This is a genomic window from Chryseobacterium sp. ISL-6 (assembly GCF_018613715.1).
GTDB classification, from domain to species: Bacteria; Bacteroidota; Bacteroidia; order Flavobacteriales; family Weeksellaceae; genus Chryseobacterium; species Chryseobacterium paludis.
This window is the reverse complement of sequence record NZ_JAGGPT010000005.1, coordinates 527,522-544,314: the sequence shown is the minus strand read 5'-3', so window position 1 is coordinate 544,314 and position 16,793 is coordinate 527,522. Positions and strand designations below refer to the sequence as shown.

Annotated in this window: 15 protein-coding genes; 9 read left to right on the top strand and 6 right to left on the bottom strand. The window is 34.9% G+C overall.

All coding sequences use genetic code 11. The features are described from left to right. Positions 1-9: 9 nt before the first annotated feature. Both J7E44_RS10205 and J7E44_RS10200 read right to left on the bottom strand, forming a co-directional pair. Positions 10-2,739, bottom strand: coding sequence for a TonB-dependent receptor plug domain-containing protein (locus tag J7E44_RS10205; protein WP_214828969.1), 2,730 nt, complete (start codon positions 2,737-2,739; stop codon positions 10-12). 123 nt (positions 2,740-2,862) lie between these two features. Then, positions 2,863-5,193, bottom strand: coding sequence for an ATP-dependent helicase (locus J7E44_RS10200; protein ID WP_214828958.1), 2,331 nt, complete (start codon positions 5,191-5,193; stop codon positions 2,863-2,865). Between the two features lie 258 nt (positions 5,194-5,451). Here J7E44_RS10200 and J7E44_RS10195 point away from each other — a divergent pair, with 258 nt between their 5' ends. From J7E44_RS10195 to secG, 5 genes are all read left to right on the top strand, one after another. Beyond that, on the top strand, positions 5,452-5,613 hold the full coding sequence (locus J7E44_RS10195) for a bacteriocin-like protein (protein ID WP_214828956.1): 162 nt from the start codon (positions 5,452-5,454) through the stop codon (positions 5,611-5,613). Between the two features lie 54 nt (positions 5,614-5,667). After that, positions 5,668-5,817 (top strand): bacteriocin-like protein, encoded by a 150-nt coding sequence (locus J7E44_RS24395; protein ID WP_449243640.1) that lies wholly within the window; start codon positions 5,668-5,670, stop codon positions 5,815-5,817. A 165-nt stretch (positions 5,818-5,982) separates the two neighbouring features. After that, positions 5,983-7,296 carry a M16 family metallopeptidase gene (locus tag J7E44_RS10190; protein WP_214828955.1) on the top strand — a complete coding sequence of 438 codons (1,314 nt, stop codon included), beginning with the start codon at positions 5,983-5,985 and terminating at the stop codon, positions 7,294-7,296. Between the two features lie 51 nt (positions 7,297-7,347). Next, a complete protein-coding gene (locus J7E44_RS10185) occupies positions 7,348-9,381 on the top strand; it encodes a M16 family metallopeptidase (RefSeq protein WP_214828953.1) in 2,034 nt (677 codons plus the stop codon). Between the two features lie 122 nt (positions 9,382-9,503). Continuing rightward, positions 9,504-9,854, top strand: coding sequence for a preprotein translocase subunit SecG (secG, locus tag J7E44_RS10180; RefSeq protein ID WP_214828951.1), 351 nt, complete (start codon positions 9,504-9,506; stop codon positions 9,852-9,854). A gap of 50 nt (positions 9,855-9,904) precedes the next feature. Here the strand turns inward: secG and J7E44_RS10175 are convergent, their stop codons facing one another. After that, positions 9,905-10,744: a glycosyltransferase family 2 protein gene (locus tag J7E44_RS10175; RefSeq protein WP_214828949.1), complete on the bottom strand. Its 840-nt coding sequence runs from the start codon at positions 10,742-10,744 to the stop codon at positions 9,905-9,907. Between the two features lies 1 nt (position 10,745). After that, complete coding sequence (recR, locus tag J7E44_RS10170) at positions 10,746-11,357, bottom strand: recombination mediator RecR (protein WP_214828947.1); 612 nt, start codon at positions 11,355-11,357, stop codon at positions 10,746-10,748. Between the two features lie 111 nt (positions 11,358-11,468). Here recR and J7E44_RS10165 point away from each other — a divergent pair, with 111 nt between their 5' ends. From J7E44_RS10165 to J7E44_RS10155, 3 genes are all read left to right on the top strand, one after another. Beyond that, entirely contained in the window at positions 11,469-12,074 is a 606-nt protein-coding gene (locus J7E44_RS10165; protein WP_214828945.1) for an LURP-one-related/scramblase family protein, read from the top strand. A gap of 19 nt (positions 12,075-12,093) precedes the next feature. Then, positions 12,094-12,582 carry a hypothetical protein gene (locus J7E44_RS10160; protein ID WP_214828943.1) on the top strand — a complete coding sequence of 163 codons (489 nt, stop codon included), beginning with the start codon at positions 12,094-12,096 and terminating at the stop codon, positions 12,580-12,582. A 186-nt stretch (positions 12,583-12,768) separates the two neighbouring features. Continuing rightward, the gene (locus tag J7E44_RS10155) at positions 12,769-14,214 is read left to right on the top strand and encodes an aminoacyl-histidine dipeptidase (RefSeq protein ID WP_214828941.1); all 1,446 of its coding nucleotides are present in this window, start codon (positions 12,769-12,771) and stop codon (positions 14,212-14,214) included. Between the two features lie 184 nt (positions 14,215-14,398). Here the strand turns inward: J7E44_RS10155 and J7E44_RS10150 are convergent, their stop codons facing one another. Both J7E44_RS10150 and J7E44_RS10145 read right to left on the bottom strand, forming a co-directional pair. Next, the gene (locus tag J7E44_RS10150; protein WP_089029176.1) at positions 14,399-14,728 is read right to left on the bottom strand and encodes a 2Fe-2S iron-sulfur cluster-binding family protein; all 330 of its coding nucleotides are present in this window, start codon (positions 14,726-14,728) and stop codon (positions 14,399-14,401) included. A gap of 12 nt (positions 14,729-14,740) precedes the next feature. Further along, the gene (locus tag J7E44_RS10145; RefSeq protein WP_214828939.1) at positions 14,741-15,796 is read right to left on the bottom strand and encodes an NAD(P)/FAD-dependent oxidoreductase; all 1,056 of its coding nucleotides are present in this window, start codon (positions 15,794-15,796) and stop codon (positions 14,741-14,743) included. Positions 15,797-15,946: 150 nt separating this feature from the next. On the opposite strand from J7E44_RS10145, the gene J7E44_RS10140 reads away from it, so the two are divergent. Then, positions 15,947-16,717 (top strand): DUF3108 domain-containing protein, encoded by a 771-nt coding sequence (locus J7E44_RS10140; protein WP_214828937.1) that lies wholly within the window; start codon positions 15,947-15,949, stop codon positions 16,715-16,717. The last annotated feature ends 76 nt before the right edge of the window (positions 16,718-16,793 follow it).

The window sequence follows — 16,793 nt, the reverse complement described above, 5'->3', positions numbered from 1 at the left end:
AATAAAGTTTTAGAAATTAAAATTTAATCTCGTGAAGACATACCTACCATTCTGTCCAAACTGTGAAGTGGAACGTGAGTAGATAAACTGGTCATTATTACTGGATGCCGGAAGGTTTTTCGTAGGATAAATATCAAAGACATTATTGACTCCTAACGTTAAACCAACATTTTTCGTAAACTGATACGCTACAGAAACATCCGTAATCACTTTATCTGCAATCTTTTGATGTTCATCAAATGCAATAATCCCATCTCCATTAGCATCTAAAACATCCGCTCCGGTAACTTTTCCGAAATACGTATTTCTAAGATAGAAACTTGCATTTTTCCAGGAAACACTATGTGACAAAGTAGCTTTTACTCTTGGAACAGCTTCTTCAAGGTATATTCTTGATTTCTCAGAAAAATAAGTATTTTCCAGATTAGCAGATTCCAGTAAACCTGATGAATGAACATTTCCTACTTTTTTGGTCTGGTTAAGATTAACAGCAAAGTTATTATCCAATTTTACTTCAGAAAATCTCGCATTGTGCGTAATTACAACATCCAAACCTTTGGTTTCTGTATCTATCGCATTGGCAAAAAATTGTCCCGCATTGACTCCTGCTTTATCAAAGGCCACTTTTGCTGCATCAGGAACCGCAGCTCTTGTAAATTGATCGGTAAGGATAATTCTATTTTTAATTTTAGTAAAATATCCATCAGCTGTAAAGGTTAAGTTAGCCGAAGGAATTCTATAAGTAAATCCGAAGCTTGCTGATTGGGAAGTTTCCTGTTTCAGTTTTGGGATATCTAATAATCCGGCAATTTCTGAATCATTACTAAAAGTTCCAACATCAAGCAGCTGACCATTTGTAAATAATGTTGAAGTCACATTATAATAGATCTGATGGATAGAAGGAGCTCTGAATCCTGTAGATCCGGCAAATCTCAGATTTAAATTTTTATCAAGCTTGACTCTTGAAGCAATTTTATAATTAAAGGTAGAGCCAAAATCTGAATAGTTCTCATATCTCGCTGCCGCATCTACCAATAGCCAATCTGTAAAGTTGAACTCAAAATCAGCATATCCGGCAACAGATTGTCTGTTTTTATTTACAGCATTATCAGGCCTGAAACCACTAAAAACCTGTGATCCACCAGGAAGAAATTGCGTACCATTTCCGAAGAAATCAGTAGGTCTTGGAGTACTCCCGTTCCATACATTTCCATTTACATCATAGGTTGCATAAGAAGCTTCCTCCCCTGCTGTTATTTTAAAATTCTCATAACGGTGTTCTGCCCCAAAAGCAATATTGATCCCCTGCCAAACATCATATTTTTTTGAGAAATCGAGATTTATTGTGTTTTGAGAAAACCTCAATCCTCCAGCACTAAACTCATTTGGTGAAGCAAATCGCAAAGAAGTATTTCCTGTATTCTGGATATTGTAATCAAAAGAATTCTGTCCATAGGTATTACTGAAATCAATATTCCATCCTTCCCAGTTTCCTTTGATTCCTGCAGAAAGAGATAAATCCTGAATATCTGTTGCGATCTGAGGTAGATAACCATCCGGATAAAGACCCGTAAAAGTTCTACTTTGATTAGGTCTTCTGAAAAAACCTCCCGAAGTTCCATGTCTGAAACTATATCCTCCAAATGTATAGACTTTCCAATCATCATTAATAGGAACTTCTATATTGGCAAAAAGCTGATGATTATTCAGTTTTGATTGTCCTACTTGCATATTGAAATCCTTTCTGTCTAATCCTCTATACGCCAGTTCCTGATCACTAACATCACGCCCTAATATCCCCTGTAATGCTCCAATTGTATGAGCCCCCTGGATTTGATTCTGAAAATCCTGAGAAAAATAATTTACATTCTGGGAATACTGATGAATATAATTTACGATCTGCTGAGAGTTGGGCGTATTATTAATGTCTGTGAATAATGTGGAAAGATTTACGCCATCATTCAAAGCTCTTTTTTCAATTGCGTTATAAGCATTATATATTGCTCCACTTTCTGTTCCTGCTCTATAAGTAGGATTTCTGAACTGAGAAGTCCAGGTAATATTATAAAAACCACCTTTCTTTCCTATTTTATTACCATAATTCAGGTCAACCTGAAAATTTTGACCATCAAAATTTCCGGTATGGTCATTGGCTGTTGGAGTAAGATTTCCACCATATGTAAATTGTCCGGTCAGTTTGCCGGTGTCTCTTTTTAACCCTAAGTTGATCACTCCTGCAATGGCGTCTGAACCATATTGGGCAGCTGCCCCATCTCGCAAAACTTCTATTCTATTGATTGCAAAAGAAGGAATTGCGTTCAGATCTGTTCCAACCGTTCCCCTTCCAGGAGTTCCATTAACGTTAACTAATGCTGAAGTATGTCTTCTTTTCCCATTCACCAAAACCAATACCTGATCTGGACCAAGTCCTCTAAGCTGAGCAGGATCCAAATGATCCGTACCATCTGAATTGGTCTGAACCGTAGAGGTAAAAGAAGGGGCAATAGCATTTAAGATCTGGGAAATATTGGTTTGAGGTAAAACCAATGAAGATTCTTTTATATTAAAAACATCTACAGGAACCGGGCTGTCTACTTTAGATCTTGCTCCACTTCGAGAACCTAATATAACCACTTCTTCTACATTAGCCGTCTTTACTGTATCTTTTTCCTGTGCATAAGCATACGTTCCCAAGAAAAATAAAACAGAAGCCGAAAAAATTGTCTTTCTATTTTTCATACATTTTATGTTAAGATTTCTTTAACTTTTTTTGAGGAGCAAATGTATGTCATATTTATTAGTCTACAAAACAAGTGGACTAATAATTTATAGAAAATGTTAATAGCTGATATCTATTCTTTTTTAAATCTTGGTTAGTTTCGCGTATTTCAGAATAAGATTTTTTTCTCCTTCATGCATGAAAATAACTTTTGCTTTGATATTCTGAGGATCAGTTCCATCCAGGAAAGTAACTTCGCCAATACCAAAGCGGTCATGCCTTACCCTGTCGCCAATCTCAATGTCCTGAGAAGAAGCTCCGCTTGGGTTGATAATTTTAGCTGTACTTACAGGTTTTAATTTCCTTGGTTCAGCAATAGGTTTCGCATCATCACTCTTTTCAATCGTTTTCTTTTCAACTTTTTTAAAGCTTCTCATTTCAGAAGGATGCTCGTCAAAAATATTAGACTTAAGGCCACTTTGGTTTATGAAACGCTTTTCCATTGCCGGATTAATGAATTCCAGATATTCCTCATCAATTTCACTTAAAAATCTTGAAGGCTCAGCATCTGTAATTTTTCCCCATTGAAAACGGGAAATAGCATAAGAGAAAAAAGCCTGTTTTTCAGCTCTTGTTAAAGCAACGTAGAAGAGACGTCTTTCTTCCTCCAGATCTTCTCTGGTTGCAGAACTCATAAAACTCGGGAAAAGATTTTCTTCCATTCCTACAAGGTGTACCACAGGAAACTCCAAACCTTTTGAAAGGTGAATGGTCATCAGGGAAACCATATCTTCTTCCTCTTCCTTAGCTTGTGTATCTGCAGAAAGGGCAATATTCTCGAGGAAATTAGATAAACTGGGATCTCCATCTTCCAACTGCATCTGTTCTTCAATGAAACCCTGCATCGAATTCATCAATTCCTGCACGTTTTCCACTCTCGAAATACCTTCCGGAGTTCCATCGTCTTTTAAAAATTTGATCAAACCACTTCGCTTAGCCACTTCCATAGCTACGCTGTAGGCCGTTTCGGTTTTTAATAATACCTGAAAGGCTTTGATCATGGACCAAAAATCGTTCAGTTTATTAAGAACGCCATTATTGAAACCTAACTGTTGCGAATACATTGGTAGATTATCCAATACTTTTGAAACAGATACATTATGAGCATCTGCAAAAACAATCAGTTTATTTTGAGTAGTTTCACCAATTCCTCTTGTAGGATAATTGATAATTCTTGTCAATGCCTCCGAATCATTTTCGTTAATCAAAAGACGCAGGTAAGCAATTAAATCCTTTACCTCTTTTCTCTGATAAAAAGACAGGCCTCCATACACTTTGTACGGAATATTTTTACGTCTCAATGCATCTTCAAAAGCACGCGTCTGAGAGTTTGTTCTATATAAAATAGCGAAATCATTGTATTTTCTCTGATCTCTGTTACGAAGTTCCCAGATATTTCCGGCTACGAAATTTGCTTCATCAGCATCGGAAAGAGAACGGTAAATTTTTATTTTATCTCCTTCTTCATTTTCACTGAATACGTTCTTTTTGAACTGTTGAAGGTTTTTTGCGATCACTACATTAGCTGCATTTACAATCGTTTGTGTGGAACGGTAATTCTGCTCCAATGAAACTGTTATTGCGTCCGGATAATCTTTTTTAAAGTTTAGTATATTATAAATATTTGCACCACGGAATGAATAAATTGACTGCGCATCGTCCCCTACCACACATATGTTTTCAAATTTTGAAGCTAATGCTTTCACAATAAGATACTGCGAATGATTGGTATCCTGGTACTCATCTACCAAAATATATCTAAACCGATCCTGATACTTTGCCAAAACTTCAGGGAAACGGGTAAGCAATTCATTGGTCTTTAACAATAAATCATCAAAGTCCATGGCTCCATTTCTAAAACAGGCATCTACATATTTTTCATAGATCTTCCCGATAAATTTCATATTGGCCTTTTCATCAGCTTCCATCAATTCAGGATTATTGAAATAGGCCTTTACTGTGATCAGGTTGTTTTTATAATTTGAAATTCTTGCCTGAACTTTTTTAGGTTTATAAAGGTCAGCATCAATATTCATGTCTTTCAGTACTTTTCTGATCACATTCAAAGCATCTTGCTGATCATAAATCGTAAAGTTTGAAGGATAGCCTAAATAGTGTGCCTCACCTCTTAAAATTCTCGCAAATACAGAGTGGAAAGTTCCCATCCAAAGGCTTCTTGCATTGCCTGGCCCTACCACCTTTGCAATACGCTCCTTCATCTCTTTTGCCGCCTTATTGGTAAAGGTAAGTGCTAAAATATTAAAAGGATCGATTCCATTAGTAATCAAATGGGCAATACGCATGGTTAGTACGCGAGTTTTCCCGGAACCTGCTCCTGCAAGCACCATTAGTGGTCCCTGTAAAGTGGTAACGGCTTCATATTGTGATTCATTTAATCCTTTCAAATAGTCCATGCTGCAAAAAAATTTGGGAATACAAAAATAACGTATTAAAAGGAGAATTCAAACTGTATATAGTCTCCAGTTTTCAAACTTATTTATTACCAACCATCTCTGAAAAAAAACATTTCACGCTTTTAATCTCGGTACATTATCCCTGCTCTATGACTTATTAACACATTGAAACTATAAGTAAATAAGATATTTACACTTAAAATAATCAACTTTACAATTATTTTTTTATCTTAGTTGATAACTAAAAATTAAAATAATATGAAAAATTTAAAGTCAATTTCAAGAGAAAATTTAAAAACAATTAAAGGAGGACTTAAGTATTGTGGTGATGGTACACCATGTGGTGCAGGCTGGTGCTGTGCGGGAAGTGCTTGCAGACCAATCAATTCTTCTTACTGTTTGATAGTACCGGAAGAATAATGCAATAATTTTTGTAATTATCCAATAATTGAATTTCAAACTAAATTAAATGATATGAAAAATCTAAAAACAATTTCCAGACAAAATTTAAAAACGATTAAAGGAGGACTAATACAATGCGGTGAAGACCTGCCACCATGCGCAACAGGATGGTGCTGTGCTAAAAATAGCTGTAGACCGTTAAGTCATCCTTATTGTCAATAATAAATCACCTTACTGATACCATCATAAATACCCCTGTAAATACAGGGGTATTCTCTTTGCCTGAGATACTCTAATATTTAATTTTCATATTCAATAACAATGAAAAAATCAAATTTGTAACAAGTAAGCTTTTTTAATGACTAATTGACAAACAATTTCGACTTTATGAAAAAACGACTTCTTTCTGTTGCTGCTGTAGCTTTCTTTGGAATGATGCTGAATGCGCAACAAATCAAATTCGAAGAGTATGATTTACCAAATGGTTTACACGTAATTCTTCATCAGGACAATACGGCACCAGTAGTTACAACAGGGGTAATGTATCACGTAGGTGCTAAGGATGAAGTAAAAGGAAGAACCGGTTTCGCTCACTTCTTCGAACATCTTTTATTTGAAGGAACACCTAATATCAAAAGAGGTGAATGGTTTAAAATTGTTTCTTCCAACGGAGGACAAAACAATGCCAATACGACGAATGACAGAACTTATTACTATGAAACCTTCCCTTCGAACAATGAACAATTAGGTCTTTGGATGGAAGCTGAAAGAATGCGTCAGGCAGTGATCAATCAAGTAGGTGTAGACACTCAGAGAGAGGTTGTAAAGGAAGAAAAAAGATTAAGAATGGATAATCAGCCTTATGGAAATCTATTTTCAACTATCCAAAAAAACCTATTTACCAATCACCCATACAACTGGCCAACTATTGGATCAATGGAGGATCTGAACTCTGCAAAATTGGAAGAGTTTCAGGCATTTTATAAAAAATATTATGTTCCTAACAACGCCACTCTTGTTGTAGCAGGAGATATCAAGCCAGAACAGACAAAAAAATGGATCGAGGAATATTACGGTGGAATTCAAAAAGGTACTGTTACTCCAAAAAATTTCCCGAAAGATGCGCCTATCACTCAGGAAAAAGAAGTTACAGCAACCGATCCTAACATTCAGCTTCCAGCTTATGTTTTTGCATACAGAACACCTGCCAATAAGGAGAAGGATGCTTATATCTTAGATATGCTTTCTTCTTATTTAAGTAATGGAAAATCTTCCGTTTTATATAAAAAATTAGTAGATCAGGAGAAAAAAGCGCTTCAGGTAGCTGCTTTCAATCAGGGGCTTGAGGATTATAGTATCTTTGCTTTCTTTGCTATTCCAATGGGACAGACTACAAAGCAAACTTTACAGTCTGATATAGACGCTGAAATAAAAAAACTACAAACAACTTTAATTTCTCAGGAAGATTATCAAAAACTTCAAAATCAATTTGAAAACCAGTTTGTAAATCAAAATTCAAGTATTCAGGGAATTGCTGCTTCACTAGCAACAAACCACGTATTGATGGGTAATACCAACTTAATTAATAAGGAAATTGACATTTACAGATCGATCACAAGAGAAGATCTGCAAAATGCTGCTAAAAAGTACCTGAATCCTAACCAAAGAGTAATCATTAATTACGTACCTGAAAAAAAATAATCCTAGATAACTTTAGGTTTAAAAGTGATTATAACAAACAATTATTTACAAATGAAAAAGCAATTAACATATATAGCGGTAGCATTTTTATTTACTGGAATGCTTTCAGCACAAAAAATAGATATTAATGCGATGCCAAAGCCAGGACCCACTCCTGCCATTAACATTGCAAAGCCAAAGACTTTCCAACTAAGCAACGGCCTTACGGTAATGGTTGTAGAAAACAACAAATTACCAAGAGTAAGCGCTAATCTTTCTATGGACAGACCTCCTTATTATGAAGGAAATGTGACAGGTGTAAGCCAGATCATGGCAGAACAGTTCGAAAACGGAACAACAAACATCAGTAAAGACGAATTCAATAAAAAGGTTGACTTTTTAGGTGCTAACTTAAGCTTTTCTTCAGCGGGCGCTTTTGCGAGTTCACTTTCAAAATATTTCCCAGAAGTATTAGGTTTAATGGCTGATGCTATTATAAACCCTAAATTCTCTGCTGAAGAAATTCAGAGCTCCAAAGAAAGAGCAATTGAAGGTTTAAAATCTGAAGAAAAAAACGCTTCATCTATTGCATCAAGAGTTTCTAATGCTTTACAGTATGGAAAAAACACATCCAGAGGAGAATTTGAAACCGTTGAATCCATCAATAAAATTCAGCTTGCAGATGTTCAGAATACGTATAAAAAATACTATTCTCCAGACAACGCATACTTAGTGATCGTTGGAGATGTTAAATATGATCAGGTAAAATCTTTGATTGAAAAGGCATTTAATAGCTGGAAAAAATCAAATACTGCATTTACAGCACTAGAACCCGCTTCAAACGTGGCTAAAACCGAAATTAATGTTGTTGACGTACCTTCAGCTGTACAGTCAGTAGTTTCTGTAGGAAACTTGAATACACTGAAAATGAAGGATACCAATTATTTCCCTGCAACAATTGCTAACTACATTTTAGGTGGTGGTGGTGAGGCCAGACTTTTCATGAACCTTCGTGAGAAAAATGGGTTCACATATGGAGCTTACTCCAGCATGAGTGCCAGTAAGTATTCTCCTGATTTCTCCGCTGAAGCAAGTGTAAGAAATGAAGTTACCGACAAAGCGGTTAAAGAATTTATGAATGAGCTAAATGCAATTTCTACAGTAAAGCCGGAAGAACTTGAAAACGCTAAAGCTAAACTGAAAGGAAACTTCATTATGTCTTTAGAAAAACCTGAGACTATCGCAAGATTTGCTTTAAATCAAAAAGTTCAGGATCTTCCTTCTGATTTCTATACAAATTATCTGAAATCAATTGATAAAGTAACTGCTGCTGATGTTTCAAACGCTGTAAAAGCTACGATCCTTCCTAATCAAAGTAGAATTTTCATTGCTGGTAAAGCTTCTGACATTTCTGAAGGATTGGAAAAATTAGGATACCCTGTAAAATATTTTGATAAAGATGCCAATCCTGTAGCAAAGCCTGCCGCTCAAAAAGTTGATGCAAGCGTTACAATAGGTTCTGTTGCTGACAAATACATCAATGCAATTGGTGGATTAGCTGCTGTTCAGAAAATCACTTCTATTTCTAGCGAAGCTACTACTAAAGTACAGGGAATGGATATGACCATGAAAATGATACAGGCAAAAGAAGGAAAAATGGCTATGAACATCAGCATGATGGGAAATACAGTTCAAAAAATTGTGTTTGACGGGAAAGATGGTTATATGGAAGTTCAAGGAAAAAAAGTTCCTTTAAGTGACAAACAGAAAACAGAAATGTCTCAGGAAAAAGAACTATTTCCGGAATTAAACTTCGCTAAGTCTGCGGAATACAAATTAGCAGGAATCGAAAAATATAACAATGAAGATTCTTATGTAGTGAAAAATGCAAAAAACACTTACTACTACAGCGTAAAAACTGGATTAAAAACCGGAGAAGTAAAAGCTGGAGAACAGGGCTCTACTCCTACAAGCTATGCCGATTATAAAGATGTATCTGGCGTGAAATTGCCTCATACGATTCTTCAAAATATGGGCGGAATGGATATTAACCTTGCGATAAAATCTTATCAGATCAATCAGGCTAAAGATTCTGATTTTAAATAAGGATAATCTCTTTTAAAGAAAAGACGGCAACAAATGTTGTCGTTTTTTCTTTTTACTAAAATCTTATTTTGTCATTCGGTAAAAAAAGATTAAATTTGCCCATTCAAAAAGATATCAAATTAATGGATTCTATATTTATACTATTGATGGTTCTTGTTATGATTGCTAGCATTTTACTAGTAATTATTGTTATGGCTCAAAACCCTAAAGGTGGAGGCCTTTCGAGTACTTTCGGAGGTGCATCATCTGCACAGTTTGGAGTACAAAGAACCAATGACTTCATGGAAAAAGCAACATGGACTTTAGGAGGAACGATCATCGTTCTTATTCTGATAAGCGTTATTGTTACAGGAAAACCTTCACAAACAGCTCCGGTTCAACAACCAGCTAAGAAAGAAGCTCCTGCAAAACAATCTACGCCTGCTTCTCAAACAAGCACACCTGCAAAGACTCCTATTGCACCAGCTAAATAAGCAAATAATATTTTTATATATTTAAAAAGCAACTCTACCGGAGTTGCTTTTTATTTTAATTTAATCTTTTCTATTTTGTGTCGAAGTCTTAATCCGGCTTTTAAAAATGAATACTGAATCGGTTTTGATTCTTTATAGTATTTGCTGATAAAAATTTCCATTGCCCCATAGAACCTTTCCAGGTAAATCTCATCTTTTACTGTACTTTCGCCCTTATGATGCAGTATTGAAGCCTTACCATAATAATAGTTTTTCAAGCCACTTCTGAGCAAGGTATAACAAAGATCAATATCTTCTCCATACATGAAATAAGCCTCATCCAAGCCTCCTACATTTTCATAAATATATTTTTTAACGAGAAAAAAAGCTCCCGTGATCACTTCTACTTCATTAATTTCATTTTCACCGATATCATTTCGATAATAAGATTTTGAATTGTTATTTTTAAAATTGACAAATAACTTTTCAAAAGAATTGAACATATCAGGAACAGAACGCTTACTTTCAGGCAAAAATACACCATTAGCATCATGCATTCTAACACCCAAACATCCAAAATCAGTTTGTGAATCAGCGAAGCTTAAAATATCATTCATATAAAAGCCTTCGAGTTCCGTATCAGGGTTTAAGATAAGAATATATTCGCCGGTTGCCGTTCTTATAGCTTTATTATTAGCTTTAGCAAAACCTTCATTATTTTCAGATTCAATAAAATGAAATTCCGGAAATTCCGTGATAAGATCTTTCCATGAAACATCTGTAGAAGCGTTATCAATGACAATTACTTCATATGCAATTCCCTCTATATATTTTTGAATAGATAAAAGACAATTTCTAAGTAATCCAGTAACGTTATAATTAACAATTACAATTGATAGTTTTGTGTTCATTTTAGTCCTTTTCGTTATAAGGAAGTCTGTTGATAATCGATCTACCCAAAGAGATCTCATCTGCATATTCAAGCTCATCCCCTACTGATATACCTCTGGCAATACTTGAGAAGCTCACATTGAAATTTTTGAATTTTTTATAAATATAGTAGGCTGTAGTATCACCCTCCATCGTTGCACTAAGAGCAAAAATAAACTCTTTTACTACACCTGCATTTAATTTTCTTTCGATACTTGGAATATTCAGCTGGTTAGGACCTACACCTTCCATTGGAGAAATTTTTCCACCCAAGATCAAATACTTCCCTGTATATTTCCCCGTATTTTCAATCGCAATAACATCACGAACATCCTCTACGATACAGATCACTTCGTCATTTCTTTTAGAACTGCTGCATATCTCACAAATTTCAAAATCAGAGAAATTATGACATTCTTTGCAGTACTTTATTTCATTAACAAGATTGATGAGAGAATTTCCAAGACCTACTGCCCTGGAATTCGGTTGTTTCAATAAGTGAAGTGCCAAACGCAAAGCTGTTTTCCTGCCAATTCCGGGAAGTCCTGAAATCTCATCCACTGCTTTTGCCAAAACTTTACTTGGATAATCCATAATTACAAAAATAATATAAAAAGATGAGTATTTAAGGGTTTACAAAGCTTAAATACTCTCCTTTCCAATAAAAAATCTATCTTTGAGAATTATATGAAAAAAATAAACTAAATGGCACTTAAGAACCTTAATTATCCACTGGATTTTAAATTTAAAATCACAACATTAGCCAGTGATTTCAACATTACGGACAAAAATGGAAATTACGTTGCCTATGTTCGTCAAAAAATGTTTAAACTTAAAGAAGATGTTATTGTTTTTAATGATGAAAGCAAGTCTCAGGAGCTTTTCAGAATACAGGCTAACAAATGGATCGATTTTAATGCTTCTTATTCTTTAAATGATCTGATTGATAAAAAGAACTTTGGAAGATTAGCAAGAAAAGGAATGCGTTCTCTGTGGAAATCCACTTACAATATTCTGGACTCAAATGATCAGCCAAAATTTACGGTAGCAGAAGATAATGCATGGACAAAGTTTTTTGATGGAATGGTAAGTGAAATTCCAATTATCGGAATGTTTACAGGATATTTCCTTAACCCTGCTTATACGGTAAGAGGTGTGGATGGCAAGGAATATTTTAAACTTAAAAAAATGCCTTCTTTCTTTGGCAGAAGATTTCAGCTTGACAGATTGATTGATATTGATGACGAAGACGAAAGCTTAGTTGTACTTTCTTTATTAATGATGGTTCTATTGGAAAGAGCCAGAGGATAAATGCAATAAACCACAAACAATGAAATATCTTATTATTCTCTTTTCAGCGCTCTTATTAGTCGCTTGTAAAAAAGACAAAGAACCTGTTTCCAATTCTGCACCTAAAGATTCACTGAATGTTGTTCAGGACTCTTCGAAAGTAGAAGCATCAGGAAAAATTTTAGTTGAAACGATCACATTCCCGAAAGAAATCAAAGAATGCTCATGTTATTTTGCAAAAAGCAAAGCTGATTTTGAAGCGGAAAAATACATCTACGCAGATGATGCCGGAAAAACAGCATATATGAAATTGGACGGAAAAAGATTAGCAATGAATCTTATCTCATCCAGTGATATGGAAGCTGATGAACAATTGACGAAAGAGATTGAAAATGATAACTATAAAATTTCAGTAAAAGGTAAAAAAATAAAAGGTGAAGAAGCCTTATTATTTGAAGGTATGATTACAATAGAAAAACCAGATGGCACTGTAATCACTTTACCAATTTATGGTGAATGTGGATGTTAAAAAGTAAAATCAAATAACTATTAAACTACTAAAATGCAAAATCGTTTATTATTGTACTGGCGTTAATTTATAACCTTCCAATCCAACGATTTATTATTTTAGTGATTTTTGATTTCACAATAAAAAGAATGCTCCTGAATTTACGGGAGCATTTTTTATTTCGTAATTTTGATAAAAATAAATTTTATGGAATTATCCAACATAGAACCACAAATTATCTGGAAAAATTTCTCCAAATTAAATGCGGTTCCAAGACCTTCAAAAAAAGAGGAAAAAGTAATAGCATTCATCAAGGCATTTGGTGAAAATTTAGGATTACCTACAACAGTCGATGAAGTAGGGAACGTTATTATCAAAAAGCCAGCTACTGCTGGAATGGAAAACCGAAAATCTATTGTCCTACAGTCGCACCTTGATATGGTTTGTCAAAAAAACAGTGATGTTAATTTTGACTTTGAAACTGAAGGAATTAAAATGGAGATTGATGGGGACTGGGTAAAAGCCAAAGGAACTACATTAGGAGCTGATAATGGGTTAGGGGTAGCTACGATCATGTCAATTTTAGAAAGCTCTGATATTCCTCATCCTGATTTAGAAGCACTTTTCACAATAGATGAAGAAACAGGAATGACGGGAGCTTTAGGATTAAAGCCAGGTCAGCTAACCGGACAAATTTTATTAAACCTAGATACAGAAGAAGACGATGAAATAGATATCGGTTGTGCAGGAGGAATTGACGTTACGATTACTCAGAATTATGGATTGGAAGATTCTAAAGGACAAATTGTAAGAATTGAAATCAAAGGGTTACAAGGTGGACACTCGGGAATGGATATCCACAAAGGGTTTGGAAATTCAAATATTATCCTGGCTAGATTGCTTTATAATGGCTTAGCTAAAGAAAATATACAGCTGATTTCAGTTGATGGTGGAGGCTTAAGAAATGCTATTCCAAGAGAGGCTGTTGCCACAATATCAGTAAGAAATGCCAATGAGTTCATTGAAGAGCTAGCAAATGGTCTTAAAAAAGAAATTTTAGAGGAATTTGCCACGGTGGAACCAGGCCTTCAAATCAATATTGAAAACTCAACAAGTTCTGACAAAGCAATCTCTGAAGAAGATTCTAAAAAGATCATTTTAGTTTTAAAATCTCTTCATAATGGGGTTTATAGAATGAGCCCAGATGTAAAAGATCTTGTAGAAACATCTAATAATGTAGCAAGAGTAGAATTGAAAGGAGGAAGTTTAAGAATTTTAAACCTTTCAAGATCATCTGTAGATTCAAACAAATATGCGGTTGCAGAGCAATTAAAGTCTGTTGCTGAATTAGCGGGAATGCAGGTAGAATTTAGTGGCTCTTATCCGGGATGGAAGCCTAAACCAGGTTCTGAGATCGTTCAACTAATGGAAAAGATCTATACTGAAAAATTCAAAGAAACGCCTCATGTTGTCGCTTGTCATGCCGGTTTAGAATGTGGGATCATTGGAGCTAATTATCCTGAAATGGAAATGGTAAGCTTTGGACCTACCATCAGAGGAGCTCACTCTCCAGATGAAAAAGCAAATATCCCTTCAGCACAAAAGTTCTGGAGCTTCCTAAAAGAAATTTTAGCGAATATTCCTCAGAAATAAAACAATAAAATTTCTATATTGAATATCCAAAGTCGTTTGATTTTGGATATTTTTTTGCAAAATGAATTATCGATTTTTTATTAGAATGTCTCAATAAAAATAATAATGAAGGTGTTCTTTGAGATAAACAAAAAACTCCTGAAAAATATTTTTCAGGAGTTTATATTTTTAAGTTAAAAATTTTCTAGGGGTATGGAGCAATTTCCACTTCAAGTCCTTCCATTTCTTCTACCATATGCAGCTGGCAACCCAGTCTGCTGTTCTCCTTCACATGGAAAGCCTCCGCTAACATCGCATCTTCTTCATCTCCCATTTCCACTAATCCCGGATCATTGATCACATAGACCTGACATGAAGCACACATGGCCATTCCTCCACAAACACCGATTGTTCCCTCTTCAGCTAATTCATATGAACGGATAATTTCCATTAAGTTCATAGACATATCCGTTGGTGCAACAACGTCATGAGCTACCCCCTCTCTATCGGTAATTTTTATATTGATATCTGACATAATTTTGCAAAATTAGTCAATTTTTTTCACAACTGCTTTCTCTGCTTCTTTACGGCTTCCATCAAATCCGTCTACTCCACTTACTGTTGTATATTTTAAAACGTATTTTTTACCTGGATTTAATCTGTTATAAACACTTTGACACATTAATGTTGCCTCATGGAAACCACACAGAATAAGCTTTAATTTACCAGGATATGTATTGATATCTCCGATCGCGTAAACTCCATCAATGTTGGTCTGATAATCTAGAGCATTGTTTACAACAATGGCATTCTTTTCAATATTAAGTCCCCAACTGGCAATATCTCCAAGTTTTGGAGTTAAACCAAATAAAGGAATGAAATAATCTGTCTCGAGATCATAAGCTTCTTCTCCATCTTTCTGCACAGTGATTGCAGAAACCTTACCCTCTCCTTTTACACCAATAACCTCAGCGGGAGTAATTAATTTTATTTTTCCGGCATTCTTTAGATCCTGAACTTTTTCAACAGAATCCAAAGCACCCCTAAATTCATTTCTTCTGTGAATCAGAGTCACTTCACTTGCTACATTTGACAAGAAAATACTCCAGTCCAAAGCAGAATCTCCACCTCCGGCGATTACTACTTTTTTATTTCTGAAATGCTCAGGCTCTTTTACAAAATACTCAACTCCTTTTTCCTCATAGTCGGCAATATTTTCAATAGTTGGTTTTCTAGGTTCAAAAGTACCCAATCCACCTGCAATAGCAATTGCTTTTGCTCTGTGTACTGTTCCTTTATTTGTAATCACCTCAAACCACTCTTCATCTACTTTAGTCAGCGTTACAGCAGTTTCTCCTAAGGTAAATCCCGGTTGAAACTGTTTGATCTGTTCCATTAAGTTATCAACTAAATCTCCTGCATTTACTGAAGGATAACCTGGAATATCGAAAATAGGTTTTTTAGGATAAAGTTCAGCCAATTGTCCTCCAGGTTGAGGAAGAGCATCTATAATATGGCATTTCATTTTAAGCAAACCAGCTTCAAATACTGCAAAAAGTCCAGTTGGCCCTGCTCCTATAATCAATATATCAGTAGTAATCATAACAAAATTTAATTTTACATATAGCTGCAAATTTACTAATTTTAACGACAAGCTGATTTAATTGAGTCTAAATAAAAACCTGAGATTTATCAAATAACAGGAAAAAGAGAAAAATTTTAATTTTGGCAGCGTTTTTGTAAAAACCATAGTATGAAGAAAATTTTCAATATCCTTGCATTATTCGTATTCTTTTTGGGCTTTGGTCAGATTGAAAATATAGCGGATGGTGAATCTATTACCTTTAGAATCCATTACGGAATTCTAACCGCTGGAAATGCAACCCTCACAACACAAAAGACAACCTACAAAGGTTCTCCGCATTTGTATGTAAAGGGAACAGGACAAACATCTGGTGCTGTAAAAGCATTCTTCAAGGTGGATGATTTGTATGAAAGCTTCATTAATACAGAAACAGGACTTCCCAGTTTTTATGTAAGAAATGTAAAAGAAGGCAGCTATCGCCAACATTTTGAAACGGTCTTCAATCACAACAACAACACACTGATCCTAACTGATAAAAAAACACCTGCTAATGGTTCCAAGGTAATAAAGTCGGTAAAAGGAGTACAGGACATGCTTTCCTGTTTCTATTACCTGAGAAGTCAAAGTCAGACAGATTTAAAAGTAGGAACAGTCATTAACATGAACGTATGGATTGATGATGAAATGTTTCCTTTCCGTTTGAAAGTGATCGGTACCGAAGACCTAAAAACAAAGTTTGGAAAGATCAATTGTTTAAAAATTATTCCTTCAGTAATAAGTGGAAGAGTATTTAAAGAAAAAGAAGGCGTTACCATGTGGGTTTCAAATGATGCTAACCACGTACCTATGCTGTTAAAAGCTGAATTAGCAGTTGGTTCTTTAAAGGCAAGTATTGATGATTATAAAAATGTGAAGTATCCGCTGAAGTTTACAAAATAATAGATGACCTTTTTTAAATTTTACTTTTAAAGTAAACCAAAATAAATAAGAAGTAAAAAGCCTCCGAAATATCGGA